This window comes from Sphaerotilus hippei (genome assembly GCF_003201595.1).
GTDB classification, from domain to species: domain Bacteria; phylum Pseudomonadota; class Gammaproteobacteria; order Burkholderiales; family Burkholderiaceae_C; genus Sphaerotilus; species Sphaerotilus hippei.
Genome location: NZ_QJJS01000009.1, coordinates 104,754 through 128,080, shown reverse-complemented (window position 1 = coordinate 128,080; position 23,327 = coordinate 104,754). Strand labels below are relative to the sequence as shown.

General features: G+C 67.2%; 22 protein-coding genes and 1 tRNA gene. All 23 read left to right on the top strand.

Going from position 1 to position 23,327, the window contains the following annotated elements:
* The first annotated feature begins 42 nt into the window (after positions 1-42).
* The 23 genes from lgt (at position 43) to C7444_RS11245 (ending at position 23,316) form a co-directional block, all read left to right on the top strand.
* Entirely contained in the window at positions 43-867 is an 825-nt protein-coding gene (gene lgt, locus C7444_RS11355) for a prolipoprotein diacylglyceryl transferase (protein ID WP_110400971.1), read from the top strand.
* Positions 864-1,943, top strand: a complete 1,080-nt coding sequence (gene tsaD, locus C7444_RS11350; RefSeq protein WP_110401025.1) for a tRNA (adenosine(37)-N6)-threonylcarbamoyltransferase complex transferase subunit TsaD — start codon at positions 864-866, stop codon at positions 1,941-1,943. Before lgt ends, tsaD begins: the two co-directional genes overlap by 4 nt.
* A gap of 55 nt (positions 1,944-1,998) precedes the next feature.
* On the top strand, positions 1,999-3,336 hold the full coding sequence (locus C7444_RS11345) for a branched-chain amino acid ABC transporter substrate-binding protein (protein WP_110400970.1): 1,338 nt from the start codon (positions 1,999-2,001) through the stop codon (positions 3,334-3,336).
* 42 nt (positions 3,337-3,378) lie between these two features.
* Positions 3,379-4,560 carry a pyridoxal phosphate-dependent aminotransferase gene (locus C7444_RS11340; protein WP_110400969.1) on the top strand — a complete coding sequence of 394 codons (1,182 nt, stop codon included), beginning with the start codon at positions 3,379-3,381 and terminating at the stop codon, positions 4,558-4,560.
* Between the two features lie 154 nt (positions 4,561-4,714).
* The gene (gene rpsO, locus C7444_RS11335; protein ID WP_110400968.1) at positions 4,715-4,984 is read left to right on the top strand and encodes a 30S ribosomal protein S15; all 270 of its coding nucleotides are present in this window, start codon (positions 4,715-4,717) and stop codon (positions 4,982-4,984) included.
* A 211-nt stretch (positions 4,985-5,195) separates the two neighbouring features.
* On the top strand, positions 5,196-7,475 hold the full coding sequence (gene pnp / locus C7444_RS11330) for a polyribonucleotide nucleotidyltransferase (protein WP_110400967.1): 2,280 nt from the start codon (positions 5,196-5,198) through the stop codon (positions 7,473-7,475).
* Between the two features lie 54 nt (positions 7,476-7,529).
* Complete coding sequence (locus C7444_RS11325) at positions 7,530-8,516, top strand: NAD(P)H-quinone oxidoreductase (protein WP_110400966.1); 987 nt, start codon at positions 7,530-7,532, stop codon at positions 8,514-8,516.
* A gap of 41 nt (positions 8,517-8,557) precedes the next feature.
* The gene (tpiA, locus tag C7444_RS11320) at positions 8,558-9,304 is read left to right on the top strand and encodes a triose-phosphate isomerase (RefSeq protein WP_110400965.1); all 747 of its coding nucleotides are present in this window, start codon (positions 8,558-8,560) and stop codon (positions 9,302-9,304) included.
* Between the two features lie 32 nt (positions 9,305-9,336).
* On the top strand, positions 9,337-9,714 hold the full coding sequence (gene secG / locus C7444_RS11315) for a preprotein translocase subunit SecG (protein WP_110400964.1): 378 nt from the start codon (positions 9,337-9,339) through the stop codon (positions 9,712-9,714).
* Positions 9,715-9,951: 237 nt separating this feature from the next.
* Positions 9,952-10,036, top strand: a tRNA-Leu gene (locus C7444_RS11310).
* A gap of 164 nt (positions 10,037-10,200) precedes the next feature.
* Positions 10,201-10,560: an NADH-quinone oxidoreductase subunit A gene (locus C7444_RS11305; protein WP_110400963.1), complete on the top strand. Its 360-nt coding sequence runs from the start codon at positions 10,201-10,203 to the stop codon at positions 10,558-10,560.
* Positions 10,561-10,581: 21 nt separating this feature from the next.
* Positions 10,582-11,058 (top strand): NuoB/complex I 20 kDa subunit family protein, encoded by a 477-nt coding sequence (locus tag C7444_RS11300; protein WP_012346532.1) that lies wholly within the window; start codon positions 10,582-10,584, stop codon positions 11,056-11,058.
* An 18-nt stretch (positions 11,059-11,076) separates the two neighbouring features.
* Positions 11,077-11,676 carry an NADH-quinone oxidoreductase subunit C gene (locus tag C7444_RS11295; protein ID WP_110400962.1) on the top strand — a complete coding sequence of 200 codons (600 nt, stop codon included), beginning with the start codon at positions 11,077-11,079 and terminating at the stop codon, positions 11,674-11,676.
* Positions 11,677-11,678: 2 nt separating this feature from the next.
* Positions 11,679-12,932: an NADH-quinone oxidoreductase subunit D gene (locus tag C7444_RS11290; RefSeq protein ID WP_110400961.1), complete on the top strand. Its 1,254-nt coding sequence runs from the start codon at positions 11,679-11,681 to the stop codon at positions 12,930-12,932.
* Between the two features lie 29 nt (positions 12,933-12,961).
* A complete protein-coding gene (gene nuoE, locus C7444_RS11285; protein WP_110400960.1) occupies positions 12,962-13,456 on the top strand; it encodes an NADH-quinone oxidoreductase subunit NuoE in 495 nt (164 codons plus the stop codon).
* Between the two features lie 3 nt (positions 13,457-13,459).
* Complete coding sequence (nuoF, locus tag C7444_RS11280) at positions 13,460-14,806, top strand: NADH-quinone oxidoreductase subunit NuoF (RefSeq protein WP_110400959.1); 1,347 nt, start codon at positions 13,460-13,462, stop codon at positions 14,804-14,806.
* Between the two features lie 15 nt (positions 14,807-14,821).
* Positions 14,822-17,131, top strand: coding sequence for an NADH-quinone oxidoreductase subunit NuoG (gene nuoG / locus C7444_RS11275; RefSeq protein ID WP_110400958.1), 2,310 nt, complete (start codon positions 14,822-14,824; stop codon positions 17,129-17,131).
* A gap of 20 nt (positions 17,132-17,151) precedes the next feature.
* A complete protein-coding gene (gene nuoH / locus C7444_RS11270; protein WP_110400957.1) occupies positions 17,152-18,210 on the top strand; it encodes an NADH-quinone oxidoreductase subunit NuoH in 1,059 nt (352 codons plus the stop codon).
* A gap of 28 nt (positions 18,211-18,238) precedes the next feature.
* Positions 18,239-18,736: an NADH-quinone oxidoreductase subunit NuoI gene (nuoI, locus tag C7444_RS11265; protein WP_110400956.1), complete on the top strand. Its 498-nt coding sequence runs from the start codon at positions 18,239-18,241 to the stop codon at positions 18,734-18,736.
* A gap of 86 nt (positions 18,737-18,822) precedes the next feature.
* Positions 18,823-19,479, top strand: a complete 657-nt coding sequence (locus C7444_RS11260; protein WP_110401024.1) for an NADH-quinone oxidoreductase subunit J — start codon at positions 18,823-18,825, stop codon at positions 19,477-19,479.
* A complete protein-coding gene (nuoK, locus tag C7444_RS11255; protein WP_110400955.1) occupies positions 19,476-19,784 on the top strand; it encodes an NADH-quinone oxidoreductase subunit NuoK in 309 nt (102 codons plus the stop codon). The genes C7444_RS11260 and nuoK overlap by 4 nt, the downstream gene beginning before the upstream one ends.
* 21 nt (positions 19,785-19,805) lie before the next feature.
* Positions 19,806-21,827 carry an NADH-quinone oxidoreductase subunit L gene (gene nuoL / locus C7444_RS11250; RefSeq protein ID WP_110400954.1) on the top strand — a complete coding sequence of 674 codons (2,022 nt, stop codon included), beginning with the start codon at positions 19,806-19,808 and terminating at the stop codon, positions 21,825-21,827.
* A gap of 16 nt (positions 21,828-21,843) precedes the next feature.
* Positions 21,844-23,316 carry an NADH-quinone oxidoreductase subunit M gene (locus tag C7444_RS11245; RefSeq protein WP_110400953.1) on the top strand — a complete coding sequence of 491 codons (1,473 nt, stop codon included), beginning with the start codon at positions 21,844-21,846 and terminating at the stop codon, positions 23,314-23,316.
* The last annotated feature ends 11 nt before the right edge of the window (positions 23,317-23,327 follow it).

The window sequence follows — 23,327 nt, the reverse complement described above, 5'->3', positions numbered from 1 at the left end:
GGACCCCTCCCGGCCGATCCTGACTTCTTGGAGTGTTGGCCGATGCTCGTGCATCCTCAGTTGAACCCGATCGCGCTGGACCTGGGCATCCTCCAGGTCCACTGGTATGGCCTGACCTATCTGGCCGCCTTCGGGCTGTTCCATTTCCTGGCGACCCGGCGCATCCGCCAGGCGCCGTTCGTCGCCGGTGGCTGGCAGCCGCGTGACGTCGAGGACCTGCTGTTCTTCGGCGTGGTCGGGGTGATCCTCGGTGGGCGGCTCGGTTACGTGCTGTTCTACAAGCCGATGCACTACCTGCAGAACCCGCTGGAGGTGCTGGCGGTCTGGAAGGGGGGCATGGCCTTCCACGGCGGCCTGCTGGGCGTGCTGGTGGCGATGGCGCTGTTCGCCCATCTGCGCGGCCGGCGCTTCTTCGAGGTCACCGACCTGATCGCGCCGTGCGTGCCGACCGGCCTGGCGATGGGGCGGGTGGGCAACTTCATCAACGGCGAGCTCTGGGGGCGGGCGGCCGACGCCTCGCTGCCGTGGGCGATGGTGTTCCCGCAGTCCGGCAGCGACCTGCCGCGCCACCCGTCGCAGGTCTACCAGTTCCTGCTCGAGGGCCTGAGCCTGTTCGTCATCCTGTGGTGCTACGGGCGCAGCCGCGGCGCCCACCACCGGGCCGATGGTGCGGTGGTGTGGGGGCGGGTCTCCGGTCTGTTCATGATCGGTTATGGTGCCTTCCGCTTCATCGCCGAGTACTTCCGCGAGCCCGACAGCTTCCTCGGCCTGCTGACCTTCAACCTCAGCATGGGCCAGTGGCTGTGCGTGCCGATGATCGCCGCCGGGGCGCTCATCTGGGCGTCGGCCGGGCGTCGCGCGGCATGAGCGCGCCGCTGCGGGTGCTCGGCATCGAGTCGTCGTGCGACGAGACCGGCATCGCGCTGGTCGAGTGCGCGCCGGCCGGCGAGCCGCAGGGCGTGCCCCGCCTGCTGGCCCACGCGCTGCACAGCCAGATCGAGATGCACCAGGCCTATGGCGGCGTGGTGCCCGAACTGGCCTCGCGTGACCACATCCGCCGGGTCGTGCCGCTGCTGCGCGAGACGCTGGCCGCCAGCGGCCTGGGGCTGGAGGCGATCGACGTGGTGGCCTACACCCGCGGCCCGGGCCTGGCCGGCGCGCTGCTGGTGGGGGCCGGCATGGGTTGTGCGCTCGGGCTGGCGCTGGACCGCCCGGTGCTCGGGGTCCACCACCTCGAGGGCCACCTGCTGTCGCCGTTCCTGTCGGCCGATCCGCCCGAGTTTCCCTTCGTGGCCCTGCTGGTCTCGGGCGGGCACACCCAGCTGATGCGCGTGGATGGCGTGGGCCGCTACGAGCTGCTGGGCGAGACCATCGACGATGCCGCCGGCGAGGCCTTCGACAAGACGGCCAAGATGCTGGGCCTCGGTTATCCCGGCGGCCCGGCGCTGTCTCGGCTGGCCGAGCAGGGGGATCCGGCGGCCCATGCGCTGCCGCGCCCGCTGATGAAGACCGACAACCTCGACTTCTCCTTCGCCGGCCTGAAGACGGCGGTCTGGACCCGCATGCAGCGCCTCGAGGCCGAGCATGGCCAGCCGATCGCCGCCGATGGCATGGCACGGCCGCGCGCCGACCTGGCGGCCTCGACCCAGGCGGCCATCGTCGACGTGCTGCTGAACAAGTCGCTGTCGGCGCTGCGGCGCACCGGCCTGAAGCGCCTGGTGGTGGCCGGCGGGGTCGGCGCGAATCGCCGCCTGCGCGAGCAGCTCGACGAGGCCTGCCGCCGCCGCGGCGTGCGGGTGCATTACCCCGAGCTGCATCTGTGCACCGACAACGGCGCGATGATCGCGCTGGCCGGCGCGATGCGCCTGCAGAGTGGCCAGGCGGTCGCCGAGCGCCACTATGCCTTCGATGTGCGGCCGCGCTGGGACCTGTCGGCGCTCTGAGCGCCTGCGTCCCGGCCTGCCGCCTGCCTTCCGCGTTCCCACGGACCTTTCACGCATGACTTCCCCTTCCGAACTGCTGCCGCTGCGCCCGGCGTCTCCTTCACGCCGCACGGCCCTGGCCTGGGCGAGCGCCGCCTGCCTGGGCGGGCTGGTCGGCCCGCTGTCGGCGGCGCCTGCCGCGGCACCGGCCGGCGAGCCGATCCGGCTGGCGCTGATCGAGGGCCTGTCCGGGCCGTTCGCCAACGCCGGCGAAGCGGTCGCTCGCAACCTGCAGTGGGCCGTCGAGCGCGTCAATGCCCGTGGCGGCGTGAAGCTGCCCGGTGGCGCCCGGCCGCTGGCGCTGGTGAGGATGGACAGCAAGGGCAGCACCGAAGAGGCGCTGGGCCTGCTGCGCAGCGCCGCCGACCAGCGCATCAGCGTCGTGATGCAGGGCAACAGCTCGGCCACCGCCGCCGCGCTGATCGATGCGCTGGGCAAGCACAACCAGCGCGAGCCGGAGCGCCGCATCGTCTTCCTGAACTACTCGGCGGTCGAGCCCTCGCTGACCAACGAGAAGTGCAGCCCCTGGCATTTCCGCTTCGACGCCCATGCCGACATGCGCCTGAACGCGCTGACCGACGTGCTGCAGGGCGATCGGTCGATCCAGCGCGTCTACCTGATCGGGCAGGACTACAGCTTCGGCCAGCAGGTGCTGCGCAGCAGCCGGGAGATGCTGGCGGCCAAGCGCCCGGACCTGAAGATCGTCGGCGAGGAGCTGCACCCGATCGGCCGGGTCAAGGACTTCCTGCCCTATGCCAACAAGATCAAGGCCAGCGGCGCGCAGGCGGTGATCACCGGCAACTGGGGCAACGACCTGACCTTCCTCGTCAAGGCGGCGCGTGACGTCGGCTTCGAGGGCAAGTTCTACACCTTCTACGGCAATGCGCTGGGCGTGCCGGGCGCGCTGGGGGATGCCGGCGTCGGGCGGGTGCTGGCGGTGGCCGAGTGGCACCCGAACGCCGGCAACCGCGCCTCCGAGGCGCTGGTGGCCGCTTTCCACCAGCGCTTCCCGGATCCCCGCGAGGACTACCTGCATGTGCGCATGCAGGTGATGGTCGAGATGGCGGCCCAGGCGATGGAGCGCTCGCGCAGCACCGAGGCGGCGGCGGTCGCGCGTGCGCTGTCGGGGGCCAGCTACGACGGCCGCGGCCTGGGCGGGCTGGGCGCCGGCACGATGCGGGCCGCCGACCACCAGTTCCAGCAGCCGATGTACGTCAGCCTGATGCAGCGCGCCGGCAGCGAAGGCGTGAAATTCGATGTCGAGGGCTCGGGCTACGGTTTCCGCACCGTGCGCTACCTGGAGGCGCAGCAGGCGGCGATGCCGCACCGCTGCAGCATGCCGCCGCTGCCCTGATGGGCGCCCGACCCCTGAACTGACCCCTGACCAGGACCCGTGATGAGACCAGTGATCGAAGACCTGCCGGGCTCGCTGATCCGCGAGGTGGCCAATGCCGGCCTGGGGCGCAGCGACGTGCTGGCGTTCTGGTTCGGCGAGAGCGACGAGATGACCCCGCTGGACGTGCGTGAGGTGGCGGTCGAGTCGCTGCAGGCCGGCGAGACCTTCTACTCGCACAATCTCGGCCTGCCCGAGCTGCGCCAGGCGATCGCCGGCTACGAGAGCGGACTGCACCGGCCCGTCGGGGCCGACCGTGTCGCGGTGACCTCGTCGGGGGTCAGTGCGCTGATGGTGACGCAGCAGGCGCTGCTCGATCCGGGCGACGAGGTGGTCGCCGTGGTGCCGGTGTGGCCCAACCTGACCGCGCAGCCCGCGATCCTGGGTGCGCGGGTGCGGCGCGTGGCCCTGCGCCCGGATGCGGGCGGGGCCTGGCGGCTCGACCTGGACGAGCTGATCGACGCCGTCACGCCGCGCACCCGGGTGCTGCTGGTCAACTCGCCCAACAACCCGACCGGCTGGACGCTGAGCCGGGCCGAGCAGCAGGCGCTGCTGGCGCACTGCCGCCGCACCGGCACCTGGATTCTGTCGGACGAGGTCTACGAGCGCCTGTCCTACGACCTGCCCGAGGCCGGGCGGGCGCTGTGCGCGCCCAGCTTCCTCGACATCGCCGAGCCCGACGATCGCCTGGTCGTGGTGCACAGCTTCTCGAAGAGCTTCCTGATGACCGGCTGGCGGCTGGGCAATCTGGTGGCCCCGCCGGCGCTGATCGAGCACCTGGGCAAGCTGCTCGAGTTCAACACCTCGTGCGCGCCGGTCTTCGTGCAGCGGGCCGGCGTGTATGCGCTGGCGCAGGCGCCCCAGACCGTGCCGCGCCTGCAGCAGCGGCTGCGCGCCTGCCGCGACGTGCTGGTGGCGGCCTTGCAGGCGCTGCCGGGCGTGACGGTGGCGCCGCCCCAGGGGGCCATGTACGCCTTCCTGCGCATCGAGGGGCAGGACGATTCGCTGGCCCTGGCCCGGCACCTCGTCGCCGCGCACGGCCTGGGCCTGGCGCCGGGGGCCGCCTTCGGCCCCGAGGGCGAGGGCTGGCTGCGCTGGTGCCTGGCCTCGCGTGATCCGGCCCGCCTGAGGCTGGGGGTCGATCGCCTGGCGGCGGCCGGACTCGATCATTTCGGGCGAGGCTGATCCGGCAGCTATAATGTCGGGCTTCGCTCCATTTCGGGGCGGAGCTTCATCACGGCTCGGGTCGTTTCACCCGTGTCCGCCAGTGCAACGGCGTCTGCCTGCGCATCTGCCCGACGGGGCGGGTCGCCGGCATCGCCACCCGACAGGAAACAACATGTCCGCTACCGACATCAACAAGTCCGAAATCATTGCCGCCAACGCCCGCGGCGCCGCCGACACCGGTTCGCCGGAAGTCCAGGTTGCCCTGCTGACGGCCCGCATCAACGAACTGACCCCGCACTTCAAGCTGCACAAGAAGGACCACCACGGTCGTCGCGGCCTGCTGCGCATGGTCAGCCGTCGCCGCAAGCTGCTGGACTACCTGAAGTCCCGCGACGCCGATCGCTACACCGCGCTGATCAAGAAGCTCAGCCTGCGCAAGTGATCACAGCATGAATGTGAAGAGCCTGTCTGGTTGCGTCCAGTACAGGCTCTTTGCGTTTTTGGGGACCGGACTGGCGTGAGCGCTGCTGTGTCATTCCATCGATGCTCGCCCGTGGCTTCTGTCACGAGACTCGATGGAATGGCATCCCGCCACGCAAGCCGTCGCCCCGGCCCACGCCCAGCCTGATGGGTGCCTGCAACCGGAGACTCGCATGAGCATGTTCAACAAAGTTACCAAGACCTTCCAGTGGGGTCAGCACACCGTCACCCTCGAGACCGGCGAGATCTCGCGCCAGGCCAGCGGTGCGGTGGTCGTCGACATCGACGGCACCGTCGTGCTGTGCACCGTGGTCGGTGCCAAGAGCGCCAAGCCGGGCCAGGACTTCTTCCCCCTGACCGTCGACTACATCGAGAAGGCCTACGCCGCCGGCAAGATCCCGGGCAGCTTCTTCAAGCGTGAAGCCAAGCCGTCCGAGCTGGAAGTGCTGACCAGCCGCCTGATCGACCGTCCGCTGCGTCCGCTGTTCCCCGAGGGCTTCTACAACGAAGTGCACGTGGTCATCCACACGCTGTCGCTGAACCCCGAAGCCTCGGCCGACATCGCCGCGCTGATCGGCTCGTCGGCCGCGCTGGCGATCTCGGGCATCCCGTTCAACGGCCCGGTGGGTGCGGCCCGCGTCGGCTACGTCGACGGCGAGTACGTGCTGAACCCGGGTCCGACCGCGCTCAAGTCCTCGAAGATGGACCTGGTCGTCGCCGGCACCGAAGCCGCCGTGCTGATGGTCGAGTCCGAAGCCGACCAGCTGTCCGAAGAGGTCATGCTGGGTGGCGTGGTCTACGGCCACGAGCAGGCCCGTGTCGCGATCGCCGCGATCAACGAGCTGGTGCGTGACGCCGGCAAGCCGGCCTGGGACTGGACGGCCCCGGCCCGCAACGAGCCGCTGATCGCCAAGGTCGCCGAGTTCGGTCTGGCCAAGATCGAGGCCGCCTACCAGATCCGCAACAAGCAGGCCCGCACGCAAGCCTGCCGCGCCGCCTACAGCGAAGTCAAGGCCGCGCTGACGGCCGACGGCGTCGCCTTCGACAACGTCGACGTCGACAACCTGCTGTTCGAGCTGGAAGCCAAGACCGTGCGTGGCCAGATCCTGCAGGGCGAGCCCCGCATCGACGGCCGCGACACCCGCACCGTGCGCCCGATCGAGATTCGCACCGGCGTGCTGCCGCGCGCCCACGGCTCGGCGCTGTTCACGCGGGGCGAGACCCAGGCGCTGGTCGTGGCCACGCTGGGCACCGACCAGGACGCCCAGCGCATCGACGCGCTGGCGGGCGACTTCCGCGACACCTTCCTGTTCCACTACAACATGCCTCCCTTCGCCACCGGCGAAGTGGGCCGCATGGGCACGACCAAGCGCCGCGAGACCGGCCACGGCCGTCTGGCCAAGCGTGCCCTGGTGCCGCTGCTGCCGCCCAAGGATGAGTTCGGCTACACCATCCGCGTGGTCTCCGAGATCACCGAATCGAACGGCTCCTCGTCGATGGCTTCGGTCTGCGGCGGCTGCCTGGCCATGATGGACGCCGGCGTGCCGATGAAGGCCCACGTGGCCGGCATCGCCATGGGCCTGATCAAGGAAGGCAACCGCTTCGCGGTGCTGACCGACATCCTGGGTGACGAGGACCACCTCGGCGACATGGACTTCAAGGTGGCCGGCACGACCGCCGGCGTGACCGCCCTGCAGATGGACATCAAGATCCAGGGCATCACCAAGGAGATCATGCAGGTCGCGCTGGCGCAGGCCAAGGAAGCGCGTCTGCACATCCTGGGCAAGATGGTCGAGGCCATGGGCTCGGCCAACACCGAGGTCTCCGACTTCGCGCCGCGCCTCTACACCATGAAGATCAATCCGGAGAAGATCCGTGACGTGATCGGCAAGGGTGGCTCGGTGATCCGCGGCCTGACCGAAGAGACCGGCTGCCAGATCGACATCGGCGAGGACGGCACCATCACCATCGCCTCGACCGACGCCGCCAAGGCCGAGATCGCCAAGCAGCGCATCGCCGACATCACCGCCGAAGCCGAGATCGGCAAGGTCTATGAAGGCCCGGTCGTCAAGATCCTGGACTTCGGCGCGCTGATCAACGTGCTGCCGGGCAAGGATGGCCTGCTGCACATCAGCCAGATCGCCCACCAGCGTGTCGAGAAGGTCACCGACTTTCTGACCGAAGGCCAGATCGTCAAGGTCAAGGTCCTGGAGACTGACGAGAAGGGTCGCATCAAGCTGTCGATGAAGGCCCTGCTGGAGCGCCCCGAGGGCATGGAAGAGGAGCGCTTCGAGCGTGCTCCCCGTGCGGACCGTGGCGAGCGCAGCGACCGTGGCCCGCGCCGCGAACGCAGCGATCGTGGCGAGCGCAGCGACCGTGCCCCGCGCAGCGAGGCTGCGGCCGAGCCGGCGGCTGACGTCGAAGCCAAGCCCGCCGAGCAGCAGCCGGAGTGAAGCCTGCCGCCCGGCCGGCGTGTCCGGTCGGGTGGTGTGCAGCAGGAGATCAGGATGAAAGCCATCGCGATCACGCAGGCCGGCGCACCCGAGGTGCTGCAGGCGATCGAGGCCCCCGAGCCGCTGGCCGGCCCGGGTGAGGTGCTCATCCGTGTCGCGGCCAGTGGTGTCAATCGTCCGGATGTCCTGCAGCGCAAGGGCGTGTATCCGCCCCCCGCGTGGGCCTCGCCCCTGCCGGGCCTGGAGGTCGCCGGGGTCATCGAAGCCGGTGATCCGGTGGCGATGGCCGAGGCCGGGCTGCAGCCGGGGGATGCCGTCTGTGCCCTGGTGGCCGGCGGCGGTTATGCCGAGCGCTGCGTCGCGCCGGTGGCCCAGTGCCTGCCGGTCCCGGCGGGCCTGAGCCTGGTCGAGGCGGCGGCGCTGCCGGAGACCTTCTTCACCGTCTGGTCCAACGTGTTCGATCGTGGCGGCCTGCAGGCCGGCGAGACCCTGCTGGTGCAGGGTGGCGCCAGCGGCATCGGTGTCAGCGCGATCCAGCTGGCCCGGGCCCGGGGTGCGCGGGTGCTGGCCACGGCCGGCAGCGACGAGAAGTGCGCCGCCTGCCTGCAGCTGGGTGCCGAGGCCGCCATCAACTACCGCACCCACGACTTCGCCGCCGAGGCCATGCGCCTGACCGGGGGGCGGGGCGTCGACGTCATCCTCGACATGGTGGCGGGCGACTATGTCGCGCGCGAGGTGTCGTGCCTGGCCGAGGACGGCCGACTGGTCATCATCGCGGTCCAGGGCGGGGTCAAGGCGAGCCTGGATGCCGGCCTGGTGCTGCGGCGCCGGCTGACGATCACCGGCTCGACGCTGCGCCCGCGCCCGGTGGCCTTCAAGGCCGCCATCGCCCGGGCGCTGCGCCGCGAGGTCTGGCCGCTGCTGGCTCGTGGTGCGGTGCGCCCGGTGATCCATGCCGTGCTGCCGGCCTGGCAGGCGGCTGACGCCCATGCGCTGATGGAGTCGAACCGTCACATCGGCAAGATCGTGTTGCAGTGGTGAGCGCGCTGCCGCTCCCGTCTACCCATCATCAAGGAGTTCACATGTCTCAGCGTCACAAGCTCGTCGTCGGCAACTGGAAGATGCATGGCAGCCATGCCGCCAATGCCGAGTTGCTGCAGGGCATCCTGGCGTCGCGTCCGTTCGCGGCCGAGGCGGCCGTCTGCGTGCCTTTCCCCTACCTGTCCGAGGTCGCGGTGACGCTGGCCAACAGCGGGCTGGCCTGGGGCGCGCAGGACTGCTCGGTCCATGAGCAGGGGGCCTACACCGGCGAGGTGTCGTCGGTCATGCTGGCCGAGTTTGGCTGCCGCTACGTCATCGTCGGCCATTCCGAGCGCCGCGCCTACCACGGCGAGTCCGACCAGCTCGTGGCCGACAAGGCCAAGGTCGCGCTGGCCCGCGGCATCACGCCGATCGTCTGCGTCGGCGAGACGCTGGCCCAGCGCGAAGCGGGCGAGACGGCTGCCGTGGTCAAGCGCCAGCTGTCGGCCGTCGTGCATGCGCTGGGCCAGTGCATCGGCGAGGTCGTCGTGGCTTACGAGCCGGTGTGGGCCATCGGCACCGGTCGCACCGCGTCGCCCGAGCAGGCTCAGGAAGTGCACGCGCTGCTGCGTGCCCAGCTCGCCGCGGCCACGCCGCGCGCGAGCGAGATGAAGCTGCTGTACGGTGGCAGCGTCAAGCCGGACAACGCGGTGACGCTGTTCGGTCAGGCCGACATCGACGGTGGCCTGATCGGTGGCGCCGCGTTGAAGGCGTCCGATTTTGTCGCCATCCTGCGCGCCGCCTCCTGAGGCGGTGCCTCTGATCATTGAGTGAGAGATCCATGCAAGTGTTGATGAATGTGGTGCTGCTGGTGCAACTGCTGTCGGCGATGGCCATGATCGGCCTGGTCCTGGTGCAGCATGGCAAGGGCGCCGACATGGGCGCGGCCTTCGGCGGCGGCTCGTCGGGCAGCCTGTTCGGTGCCACCGGCAGTGCCAATTTCCTGTCCCGTTCGACCGCGGTCTGCGCGACGGTGTTCTTCCTGTGCACGCTGGGCTTGGTGTACATGGGTCACCTCGGCGCCGGCGCGGCCTCGTCGGGTGGCAGCGTCCTGGACCGTCCGGTGGCCGTGGGGGCGTCCGCGCCCGCCAGCGCCGTGCTGCCGGCCGCCGCCCAGATCCCGGGTGCGGTGCCGGTGGCGCCCGCGGCGTCGCGCTGATCGAGGCCCCGGGCGTGGTGTCCTTGCCACCTGTGGCGTGACACCGACGCAAATTGCGCCCCGTGTCTTGAGGGCGCACTCGAATGGGGTTAGAATTCGAGGCTGCGCTGATGAGCTTAACCTCTTGCAATTCAGCGCAACTCGACAGGGGTCACTCCCGTGGATCGGGCGAGTTTGCGGGGCAGCAGTTCCGAGGCTCACGAATCCGGTGGTGAGTGATTCCGGGTCGCAAGACATGCCGACGTGGTGAAATTGGTAGACACGCTATCTTGAGGGGGTAGTGGCGAAAGCTGTGCGAGTTCGAGTCTCGCCGTCGGCACCAGAATTTGTGTACACGAGAATCGGGTCATCATTCGGATCCGGTTCGGCGCCCTGGCGATGAGTACAGGGAAACGTGGGCGCGCTGAACATGTGGTGGTTGCGAAAGCGACGGCCGTGGCAGCGCGCTTTTATTTTGTCGAATGAGGACTTGATGAGCCTGTTGCCATGAACCTGGAACAATACCTCCCCGTCATCATGTTCATCCTGGTCGGTGTCGGCGTTGGCATCGCGCCACAGTTGCTGGGTCGCCTGCTGGGGCCGCATCGCCCCGATGCGGCAAAGAACTCCCCCTACGAATGCGGCTTCGAGGCCTTCGAGGACGCCCGCATGAAGTTCGATGTGCGCTACTACCTGGTCGCCATCCTCTTCATCCTGTTCGATCTGGAAATCGCGTTCCTGTTCCCCTGGGCGGTCGCGCTGCGCGACATCGGGGCGGCAGGCTTCTGGGCCATGATGATCTTCCTGGGCATTCTCGTCGTCGGGTTTGTCTACGAATGGAAGAAGGGCGCCCTGGATTGGGAATGACCGAGTCGACGAGGACGCATCATGGGTATTGAAGGTGTACTGAAAGAAGGCTTCGTCACGACCAGCGTCGATACGCTGATCAACTGGTCGAAGACGGGTTCGCTGTGGCCGATGACCTTCGGTCTGGCCTGCTGCGCGGTGGAGATGATGCATGCGGGCGCTTCGCGCTACGACATCGACCGCTTCGGCATGCTGTTCCGGCCGAGTCCGCGCCAGAGCGATCTGATGATCGTGGCGGGCACGCTGTGCAACAAGATGGCGCCGGCACTGCGCAAGGTCTACGACCAGATGGCCGAGCCGCGCTGGGTGCTCAGCATGGGCTCCTGCGCCAACGGCGGTGGTTATTACCACTACAGCTATTCCGTGGTGCGCGGCTGCGACCGCGTGGTGCCGGTGGATGTCTACGTGCCGGGCTGTCCGCCCACGGCCGAGGCGCTGCTCTACGGCATCCTGCAGCTGCAGGCCAAGATCCGCCGCGAAAACACCATTGCCCGCTGAGCGGGGCAGGTCCAATCCATGAGCCTCAAACTCGATACCCTGCAGGCGGCGCTGGAGCGCCTCGTCGGCGACCGCATCACGCAGCTGGTGCGTGCCCGTGGCGAGCTGACGCTGGTCGTCAAGGCAGCCGACTACGCCGGCGTGGCCAAGCTGCTGCGCGAGCATGCCGACCTCTCCTTCGAACAGCTGATCGACCTCTGCGGCATGGACTATTCCGGCTACAAGGACGGTGCGCACGAAGGCCCGCGCTTCGCGGCCGTCTCCCACCTGCTGTCGGTCAAGCACAACTGGCGCCTGCGCCTGCGGGTGTTCGCCGCCAGCGACGACTTCCCGGTGCTGTCCTCGGTCAGCGCGATCTGGGCCGGTGCCAACTGGTTCGAGCGCGAGGCGTTCGACCTCTACGGCATCGTCTTCGACGGCCATGAGGACCTGCGTCGCATCCTGACCGACTACGGTTTCATCGGCCATCCGATGCGCCGCGACTTCCCCGTCAGCGGGCATGTCGAGATGCGTTACGACCCCGAGCAGAAGCGTGTCATCTACCAGCCGGTGTCGATCGAAACGCGTGAGGTCACGCCGCGCATCATCCGTGAAGACAACTACGGCGGGCTGCACTGATCATGGCTGAGATCAAGAACTACACCCTGAACTTCGGGCCTCAGCACCCGGCCGCGCACGGCGTGCTGCGTCTGGTGCTGGAGCTCGACGGCGAAGTCATCCAGCGTGCCGACCCGCACATCGGCCTGCTGCACCGCGGCACCGAGAAGCTGGCCGAGTCCAAGACCTTCATCCAGTCGCTGCCGTACATGGACCGTCTCGACTACGTGTCGATGATGTGCAACGAGCATGCGTACTGCCTGGCGATCGAGAAGCTGCTGGGCATCGAGGTGCCGGAGCGGGCCCAGTACATCCGCGTCATGTTCAGCGAGATCACGCGTCTGCTGAACCACCTGCTCTGGCTGGGATGCCACGGGCTGGACTGCGGCGCGATGAACATCCTGATCTACTGCTTCCGCGAGCGGGAAGACCTGTTCGACCTGTACGAGGCGGTGTCGGGTGCTCGCATGCACGCGGCCTATTTCCGTCCGGGTGGCGTCTATCGCGACCTGCCGGACGTGATGCCCCAGTACAAGGCGAGCAAGATCCGCAACGCCAAGGCGATCGCCAAGCTCAACGAGAACCGCCAGGGCTCGATGCTGGACTTCATCGACGACTTCACGCAGCGCTTCCCCGCGCTGGTGGACGAGTACGAGACGCTGCTGACCGACAACCGCATCTGGAAGCAGCGCACCGTCGGCATCGGCGTGGTCACGCCCGAGCGGGCGCTGAACCTGGGCCTGACGGGCGCGATGCTGCGCGGCTCGGGCATCGCCTGGGACCTGCGCAAGACGCAGCCCTACGACGTCTACGACCGCATGGACTTCGACGTGCCGGTGGGCGTCAACGGCGACACCTACGACCGCTTCCTGGTGCGCGTCGAGGAGATGCGCCAGTCCAACCGCATCATCAAGCAGTGCGTGGACTGGCTGCGCGTGAACCCCGGTCCGGTCATCACCGACAACCACAAGGTCGCCCCGCCGTCGCGCCTCGAGATGAAGACCTCGATGGAAGAGCTGATCCACCACTTCAAGCTCTTCACCGAAGGTTTCCACGTGCCCGAGGGCGAAGCCTACGCGGCCGTCGAGCATCCGAAGGGCGAGTTCGGCATCTACCTGGTGAGCGACGGTGCCAACAAGCCGTACCGCCTGAAGATCCGCGCACCCGGTTTTGCCCATCTGTCCGCACTGGACGAGATGGCACGCGGCCACATGATTGCCGATGCCGTGGCCATCATCGGCACGATGGACATCGTGTTCGGCGAGATCGATCGCTGAGCACCCACGACGAGTACACAGGTCAGCCCATGTTCAGTGAAGCCACCCTGGCGCGGTTTGCGCGCGAAGTTGCCAAGTATCCGCCCGAGCAGAAGCAGTCGGCGGTGATGGCATGTCTGTCGATCGCCCAGCAGGAGCAGGGCTGGGTGTCGCCCGAGGCCGAGGCGGGTATCGCCGAGGTGCTGGGCATGCCCGCCATCGCCGTGCGCGAAGTGACGACCTTCTACAACATGTACAACCAGCGGCAGACGGGCAAGTTCAAGCTCAACGTCTGCACCAACCTGCCGTGCCAGCTGCGCAACGGGCAGGGCGCGCTGGAGCATCTGTGCAGCAAGCTGGGCGTCCAGGACGGTGGCACCACCGCCGACGGCCTGTTCACCGTGCAGCAGTGCGAATGCCTCGGTGCCTGCGCCGACGCGCCGGTGATGCTGGTCAACGACCGCCAGATGCTCAGCTACATGAGCAACGACCGTCTGGACGAGCTGGTGGACACGCTGGCCGCCCACGCGAAGCAGGGGGCCTGAGCGATGACTCTCGATCTCTCCAAGTTCCAGACCACCGGCCAGGAAACCTGTTTCCATGACCGCCACATCAATCCCCAGATCTACGCCGGACTGAACGGCCGCAACTGGGGCATCGCCGACTACGAGGCCCGGGGCGGCTACCAGGCCCTGCGCAAGATCCTGGCTCAGGACGGCGGCGAAGGCATGACGGCCGACCAGGTGATCGCCGAGGTCAAGGCCTCCGGCCTGCGCGGCCGCGGCGGCGCGGGTTTCCCGACCGGCCTGAAGTGGAGCTTCATGCCCCGCGCGCTGCCGGTGCAGAAGTACCTGGTCTGCAACTCCGACGAAGGCGAGCCGGGCACCTGCAAGGACAGGGACATCCTGTTCTACAACCCGCACATCGTCATCGAGGGCATGATCATCGCGGCCTACGCGATGGGCATCTCGGTGGGCTACAACTACATCCACGGCGAGATCTTCGAGGTCTACGAGCGCTTCGAGGCGGCCCTGGAAGAGGCCCGCGCGGCCGGCTACCTGGGGGCGAACATCCTGGGCAGCAAGCACAGCTTCCAGCTGCACGCCCACCACGGTTTCGGCGCCTACATCTGTGGCGAGGAGACCGCGCTGCTCGAGTCGCTCGAGGGCAAGAAGGGCCAGCCGCGCTTCAAGCCGCCGTTCCCGGCCAGCTTCGGCCTGTACGGCCGCCCGACCACGATCAACAACACCGAGACTTTCGGTGCGGTGCCCTGGATCATCCGCAACGGCGGCCAGGCCTACCTCGAGTGCGGCAAGCCCAACAACGGCGGCACCAAGATCTTCTCGATGGTCGGCGACGTCGAGCGCCCCGGCAACTACGAGGTGCCGATGGGCACGCCGTTCTCCGCGCTGCTGGCCCTCGCCGGCGGTGTCAAGGGCGGCAAGAAGCTCAAGGCGGTGATCCCGGGCGGCTCGTCGTCGCCCGTGCTGCCCGCCGAGGTCATCATGGCCTGCACGATGGACTACGACTCGATCGCCAAGGCGGGTTCGATGCTGGGTTCCGGTGCGGTCATCGTGATGGACGAGACCCGCTGCATGGTCAAGAGCCTGCTGCGCCTGTCCTACTTCTACTCGCACGAGTCCTGCGGCCAGTGCACGCCCTGCCGCGAAGGCACGGGCTGGCTGTGGCGCATGGTGCAGCGCATCGAACACGGCGAAGGCCGTGCCGACGACCTGGCGCTGCTCGACAACGTCGCGGAGAACATCATGGGACGCACCATCTGCGCTCTGGGCGATGCGGCAGCGATGCCGGTGCGCGGGATGCTCAAGCATTTCCGTCACGAGTTCGTCCATCACATCGAACACAAGACCTGCACGGTCCCGGCCTACATCTGATCGGGGCGAACAAACATGGTTGAAATCGAACTCGACGGCAAGAAGGTGGAAGTGGCCGAAGGCTGCATGGTCATGCATGCAGCCGAGAAGGCCGGCACCTACATCCCGCACTTCTGCTACCACAAGAAGCTCTCCATCGCGGCCAACTGCCGCATGTGCCTGGTCGACGTGGAGAAGGCGCCCAAGCCGATGCCGGCCTGCGCCACGCCCGTCACCCAGGGCATGATCGTTCGCACCAAGAGCGACAAGGCGATCAAGGCCCAGCAGTCGGTGATGGAGTTCCTGCTCATCAATCACCCGCTGGACTGCCCGATCTGCGACCAGGGCGGCGAATGCCAGCTGCAGGATCTGGCCGTGGGCTACGGCAAGTCGGCCTCGCGCTACGAAGAAGAGAAGCGCGTCGTCTTCCACAAGGAGGTCGGCCCGCTGATCTCCATGGAGGAGATGAGCCGCTGCATCCACTGCACCCGCTGCGTGCGCTTCGGCCAGGAGATCGCCGGCCAGATGGAACTCGGCATGGTCCACCGTGGCGAGCACTCCGAGATCACGACCTTCCTGGGCGAGACGATCGACTCCGAGCTGTCGGGCAACATGATCGACATCTGCCCGGTCGGCGCACTCACCAGCAAGCCCTTCCGCTACAGCGCCCGCACCTGGGAGCTGTCGCGTCGCAAGAGCGTCAGCCCGCACGACTCCAACGGTGCCAACCTGATCGTGCAGGTCAAGAACAACAAGGTCCTGCGTGTCGTGCCGCTCGAGAACGATGCGGCCAACGAGTGCTGGATCGCCGACCGCGACCGCTTCAGCTACGAAGCCTTCAACGGCGAGGCCCGCCTGCAGACCCCGATGCTCAAGCAGGGCGGTCAGTGGAAGGCCGTCGACTGGCAGACCGCGCTCGAGTACGTCGCCAACGGCCTCAAGCAGATCAAGACCGAACACGGTGCCGGCGCCATCGGTGCACTCGCCTCGGCGATGAGCACCAGCGAGGAACTGCACCTGCTGGCCCGACTGGTGCGCGGCCTGGGCAGCGACAACATCGACCACCGCCTGCGCCATGCCGACTTCCGCACCGATGCGGGCGCGGTGCGCTGGCTGGGCACGTCGATCGCCTCGCTGACGACGGCCGATCGTGCGCTGGTCATCGGCTCCTCGCTGCGCAAGGACCATCCGCTGTTCGCCCAGCGCCTGCGCCAGGCGGCTCGTCGCGGTGCGCAGGTCATGCGTGTGCATGCGGCGGCCGAAGACTGGGCGATGAGCCTGGGCAGCGAGCTGATCACCGCGCCGTCGCAATGGGCCGGCGCGCTGGTCGAGATCGCCGCGGCCGTGGCCACGGCCAAGGGCGTGACCGCTCCGATGTCGGTGGTGCCGGGCGAAGCCGCCCAGGCCATCGCGCAGTCGCTGATGAGTGGACAGAACAAGGTCGTGCTACTGGGCAACGCGGCGGCACAGCACCCGCAGGCCGCCGAGCTGCTGGCCCTGGCGCAGTGGATCGCCGAACAGACCGGCGCGACCTGCGGCTACCTGGGCGAGTCCGGCAACAGCGTCGGTGCCCAGCTGGTCGGCGCCCAGCCGCAAGGCGGCCTGGATGCCGGCCAGATGCTGGCCCGTCCGCTGAAGGCCTACGTGCTGTTCAACGCCGAAGCCGAGGACATGGCCCAGCCGGCCCAGGCGCGCCGCGCGCTCGCCGCCGCCGAGATGGTGGTGTCGCTGAGCCCGTTCTCGGCCAACCTGGACCTGGCCGACGTGCTGCTGCCCATCGCCCCGTTCACCGAGACGGCGGGCAGCTTCGTGAACGCCGAAGGGGTGGTGCAGAGCTTCCACGGGGTCGTGCGTCCGCTCGGCGAGACCCGCCCGGGCTGGAAGGTGCTGCGTGTGCTGGGCAACCTGCTGGGCATCGCCGGCTTCGACCAGGAAACGGTCGAAGAGGTGCGGGCCCAGGCCTGTGGTGACCTGGACGCGCTGGCCCATCGCCTGTCGAACGCCACGGCCGTGATGCCGGGCGCGACGGTCGCCGCCGACTCGACGCCGGAGCGTTACGCCCCGGTGCCGATCTACAGCAGCGACCTGGTCGTGCGCCGTGCGCCTGCGCTGCAGGCCACCCGTGACGCGGCCGCTCCGGTGGCCGGTCTGCCGACGGACCTGTGGGCCCGCCTGGGCCTGGTCGACGGGGACAAGGTGCGTGTCAGCCAGGGCAGCGACAGTGTCGTGCTGCCCGCCCTGCTGGACGCCACGCTGGCGGCCGGTGTCGTTCGTGTCCCGCAGGGACATGCCCATACCGCGAGCCTCGGTGCTGCCTTTGGCGCCCTGAGCGTCGAGCGCGCCTGATCGCCGAGAGGAAACTGAGCATGCTGGAAACCGTGCAAAGTGTCGGCACCTCGGCCCTGGGTGGAGCCTGGCCGGTGGTGTGGACGCTGTTGAAGATCGTGGCGGTGCTGCTGCCGCTGCTGGGCTGCGTGGCCTACCTGACCCTGTGGGAGCGCAAGGCCATCGCCTGGTCGCAGATCCGTCCGGGTCCGAACCGGGTGGGCCCCTACGGCCTGCTGACCCCGATCGCCGATGCGGTCAAGCTGATCTTCAAGGAGATCATCGCGCCGACGGCCGCGAGCAAGGGCCTGTTCTTCCTGGGCCCGATCATGACGATCATGCCGGCGCTGGCCGCGTGGGCGGTCGTGCCCTTCGGTCCTGAAGTCGCGCTGTCGAACGTCAACGCGGGCCTGCTGTTCCTGATGGCGATCACCTCGCTCGAGGTCTACGGCGTGATCATCGCCGGCTGGGCCTCGAACTCGAAGTACGCCTTCCTGGGCGCGCTGCGGGCCTCGGCGCAGATGGTCAGCTACGAGATCGCGATGGGCTTCTGCTTTGTCGTCGTGCTGATGACCTGCAACAGCCTGAACATGACCGACATCGTGACCAGCCAGACCCGCGGCACCTTCGCGTCCATGGGCCTGAACTTCCTGTCCTGGAACTGGCTGCCGCTGCTGCCGATCTTCGTCGTGTACTTCATCTCCGGCCTGGCCGAGACCAACCGCCATCCGTTCGACGTCGTCGAAGGCGAGTCGGAAATCGTGGCCGGTCACATGATCGAGTACTCGGGCATGTCGTTCGCCATGTTCTTCCTGGCCGAATACGCCAACATGATCCTGGTGTCGACGCTGTCGGTCATCCTGTTCCTGGGTGGCTGGGATGCGCCGGTCGCGTTCCTGTCCTTCATCCCGGGCTGGATCTGGCTGGCGATCAAGACCTTCTGTGTCGTCACGATGTTCCTGTGGGTGCGTGCCACGTTCCCGCGCTATCGCTACGACCAGATCATGCGTCTGGGCTGGAAGATCTTCATCCCGATCACCCTGGTGTGGCTGGTGGTGGTGGGTCTGTGGATCCAGTCGCCCTGGAACATCTGGAAATAACGCAACCGCACGAGCGAGGAAACACAACATGTCCGCCGTGGCCAGTGTCAAGGATTTTGTCTCCAGCTTCATGCTGCTGGAGATGTTCAAGGGGCTCAAGCTCACCGGTCGTTACTTCCTGCAGCGCACGGTCACCGTGCAGTTTCCGGAAGAACGCACCCCGATGAGCCCGCGTTTCCGGGGTCTGCATGCCCTGCGCCGTTACGAGAACGGTGAAGAGCGCTGCATCGCCTGCAAGCTGTGCGAGGCGGTGTGCCCCGCGATGGCGATCACGATCGAGTCGGACGTGCGCGAGGACGGTTCACGCCGCACCACCCGCTACGACATCGATCTGACCAAGTGCATCTTCTGCGGCTTCTGCGAGGAGAGCTGCCCGGTCGACTCGATCGTCGAGACGCATGTCTTCGAGTACCACGGTGAGAAGCGGGGCGACCTGTACTTCACCAAGGACATGCTGCTGGCGGTCGGTGACCGCTACGAGAAGGACATTGCAGCCAACAAGGAGGCGGACGCCAAGTACCGGTGATCCTTCTCCGCAGGCTGACCGTGCCGCCCCCGACCGGGGCGGCTCCCGTCTGACCAGGAGAGGGGCCACCCGTGCCCGACTACGACATGGATACGACCACCGCGCTCTTTTACGTCTTCTCGGCCGTGCTGCTGTTCGCAGCCTTCCGGGTCATCACGGCACGCAGCCCCGTGCATGCCGCGCTCTATCTGGTGCTGGCCTTCTTCAACGCCTCGTGCGTGTGGATGCTGCTCCAGGCCGAATTCCTCGCCATCGCGCTCGTCCTCGTCTACGTGGGGGCAGTCATGGTGCTGTTCCTCTTCGTCGTCATGATGCTCGACATCAACGTCGACGGCCTGCGTGAGGGTTTCTGGAAGCACTTCCCGCTCGCGGGCACCGTCGGTGCCGTGATCGCGGTGGAGATGGCCCTCGTGCTGCAGCGCGGCTTCAGCACGCCGGTGGCCAAGACCATGGGCGACGCCGCCGTCCAGATGTCCAACACCCGCATGCTGGGCATCCAGATCTACACGGCCTATCTCTACCCGCTGGAGATCGCCGCCGTGCTGCTGCTGGTGGCCATCATCGCCGCCATCGCGCTGACGCTGCGTCGCCGCAAGGACAGCCGCTATCTGAACCCCGCGGAACAGGTCAAGGCCAAGAAGGCGGATCGCCTGCGCATCATCAAGATGGATGCCGTGCGTGAACAGCCTTCCGCTCCTGCCGCTGCCGCCGACACGGCCGGCGCGCCGAAAGGACAAGCATGACGCTCACACTCGGACACTACCTGACGCTGGGCGCGATCCTGTTCGCGCTGTCGGTGATCGGCATCTTCCTCAATCGCAAGAACCTGATCGTGCTGCTGATGGCCATCGAGCTGATGCTGCTGGCGGTCAACCTGAACTTCGTGGCCTTCTCCCACTACCTGGGTGACATGGCCGGACAGGTGTTCGTGTTCTTCATTCTGACGGTGGCAGCTGCCGAGTCCGCGATCGGTCTGGCCATCCTGGTCGTGCTGTTCCGCAATCGTTCGACGATCAACGTCGACGAGCTCGATTCGCTGAAGGGCTGACGCCAAGGGGAATTCCAGAAAATGTCTCAGCTCTCGCAATCGATGCTGCTTGCCGTGCCGCTCGCCCCCCTGGCGGGTGCGGTGATCGCCGGCTTCTTCGGCAAGACGGTGGGCCGGCGCGGCGCCCACGTCGCCACCATCCTCGGTGTCTTCATCGCCCTGGTGCTCTCCATCCTCACGCTCAAGGCGGTGGTGCAGGACGGTGAACGCTACAACCAGACCGTCTACGAGTGGATGGTGCTGGGCGGCCTGAAGATGGAAGTCGGCTTCATGATCGACGGCCTGACCGCGATGATGATGTGCGTGGTCACCTTCGTGTCGCTGATGGTGCACATCTACACCATCGGCTACATGGAAGAGGACGACGGCTACCAGCGCTTCTTCTCCTACATCTCGCTGTTCACCTTCTCGATGCTCATGCTGGTCATGAGCAACAACTTCCTGCAGCTGTTCTTCGGCTGGGAAGCGGTGGGCCTGGTGTCCTACCTGCTGATCGGCTTCTGGTTCAAGAAGCCGACGGCGATCTTCGCCAACATGAAGGCCTTCCTGGTCAACCGGGTCGGTGACTTCGGCTTCATCCTGGGCATCGGCCTGATCGCCGCCTACGCCGGCACGCTGAACTACAGCGAAGCCTTCGCCAAGGCCGGCGAGTACAGCCAGCTCGGCTTCGCCAACCCCTTCGGCGGCGAGCCCTGGATGCTGATCACCGTGACCTGCATCTGCCTGTTCATCGGCGCGATGGGCAAGTCGGCGCAGTTCCCGCTGCACGTCTGGCTGCCCGACTCGATGGAAGGCCCGACCCCGATCTCCGCGCTGATCCACGCCGCCACCATGGTGACGGCCGGCATCTTCATGGTCACGCGCATGTCGCCGCTGTTCGAGCTGTCGGACACCGCGCTGAACTTCATCCTGATCATCGGCTCGATCACGGCGCTGTTCATGGGCTTCCTGGGCATCATCCAGAACGACATCAAGCGGGTGGTGGCCTACTCGACGCTGTCGCAGCTGGGCTACATGACCATCGCGCTGGGCGCGTCCGCCTACTCGGTGGCCGTGTTCCACCTGATGACGCACGCCTTCTTCAAGGCGCTGCTGTTCCTCGGCGCGGGCTCGGTCATCATCGGCATGCACCACGACCAGGACATCCGCAACATGGGCGGCCTGCGCAAGTACATGCCCATCACCTGGATCACCTCGCTGCTGGGTTCGCTCGCGCTGATCGGCACGCCGTTCTTCTCGGGCTTCTACTCGAAGGACTCGATCATCGAGGCGCTGCACGCCAGCCACCTGCCGGCCGCGCACTACGCCTACTGGGCGGCGGTGATCGGCGTGTTCGTGACGGCCTTCTATTCGTTCCGGATGTACTTCCTGGTCTTCCACGGCAAGGAACACTTCCACCACAAGCCCTTCCCGGGCGAGCATGACCACCATGACGACGACCACGGCCACGGGCATGCCCACACGCCGCATGAGTCGCCCTGGGTGGTGACGCTGCCGCTGGTGCTGCTGGCGATCCCGTCGGTCGTGATCGGCTACCTGACGATCGAGCCGCTGCTCTACGGCGACTTCCTGAAGGATGCCGTGTTCGTCGACGCCGCCCGCCACCCCGCGATGACGGTGCTGCGCGAGGAGTTCCACGGCGCGATGGCGATGGCGATGCACGCCGTGCAGACCCTGCCGTTCGCCCTGGCCCTGGCCGGTGTCGTCGTGGCCTACGTGTTCTACATGGTCGTCCCCGCGGTGCCTGCCGCGATCGGCCGCGCGCTGTCGCCGCTGGTGAAGGTGATGGAGAACAAGTACTTCCTGGACTGGATCAACGAGAACATCCTCGCCGCTGGCGCGCGTCTGCTGGGACGCGGCCTGTGGAAGGTGGGCGACGTGGCCCTGATCGACGGACTCATCGTGAACGGCTCGGCTCGCCTGATCGGCAAGCTGGCGGGCGTGATGCGCTTCCTGCAGACGGGTTACATCTATCACTACGCATTGGTCATGCTCCTCGGTGTGTTCGCACTGATGACATGGTTCGTGTGGCCGGCGCGCTGAGCGAGGAACAACCGACATGGCCTACCTTTCGCTCTCCATCTGGCTGCCGATCCTCTTCGGCCTTCTTCTGCTGGTCACCGGTCGTGACGACCGGGCGGGCACTGCCCGCTGGCTGGCGCTCATCGGCGCGATCATCAGCTTCGTGGTGACCATTCCGCTGGTCACCGGCTTCGACGTCACCACGGCGGCGATGCAGTTCCAGGAGAACGTCTCCTGGATCGAACGCTTCAACGTGCGCTACCACCTCGGCGTGGACGGCATCTCGGTGTGGTTCGTGCTGCTGACGGCCTTCATCACGATCATCGTCGTCATCGCCGCCTGGGAAGTGATCACCGAGCGGGTGCACCAGTACATGGGCGCCTTCCTGATCCTGTCGGGACTGATGATCGGCGTGTTCTGCGCCGTCGACGGCCTGCTGTTCTACGTGTTCTTCGAAGCGACGCTGATCCCGATGTACATCATCATCGGGGTCTGGGGCGGTCCGCGCCGGGTCTACGCCGCGTTCAAGTTCTTCCTGTACACGCTGGCCGGCTCGCTGCTGATGCTGATCGCGCTGATCTTCCTGTACTTCAAGTCGGGTGGCAGCTTCGAGATCCTCGACTGGCACCAGCTGCCGCTGGACGGCCCGACGCAGACGCTGCTGTTCTTCGCCTTCTTCGCCGCCTTCGCCGCGAAGGTGCCGATGTGGCCGGTGCACACCTGGCTGCCGGACGCCCACGTCGAGGCGCCCACCGGCGGCTCGGTCGTGCTGGCCGCGATCATGCTGAAGCTGGGCTGCTACGGCTTCCTGCGCTTCTCGCTGCCGATCGTGCCGGACGCCAGCCACGAGTGGAGCGCGCTGGTGATCACGCTGTCCCTGGTGGCGGTGATCTACATCGGCCTGGTCGCGCTGGTGCAGAACGACATGAAGAAGCTGGTCGCCTATTCGTCGATCGCCCACATGGGTTTCGTCACGCTGGGTTTCTTCGTCTTCAGCGAGCTGGGCATCTCCGGCGGTCTGGTGCAGATGATCTCGCACGGCTTCGTGTCGGGCGCGATGTTCCTGTCCATCGGCGTGCTGTACGACCGGGTGCATTCGCGTGAGATCGCGGCCTACGGTGGCGTGGTCAACACGATGCCCAAGTTCGCCGCCTTCGCCGTCTTCTTCGGCATGGCCAACTGCGGCCTGCCGGGCACCGCCGGCTTCATCGGCGAGTGGATGGTCATCCTCGCGGCCGTGAAGTTCAACTTCTGGATCGGCCTGCTGTCGGCCACCGCCCTGATCCTGGGTGCGGCCTACACGCTGTGGATGATCAAGCGCGTGTACTTCGGCGACGTGACCAACGACAACGTGCGCCAGCTGCAGGACATCAATGCCCGCGAGTTCCTGATGATGGCCGTGCTGGCGATCGCCACGCTGGCGATGGGCCTGTATCCGAAGCCGTTCACCGACGTGATGCATGTGTCCGTGACCGAGCTGATCCGCCACGTCGGCGTGTCGAAACTGTGATCCTGGAGCGA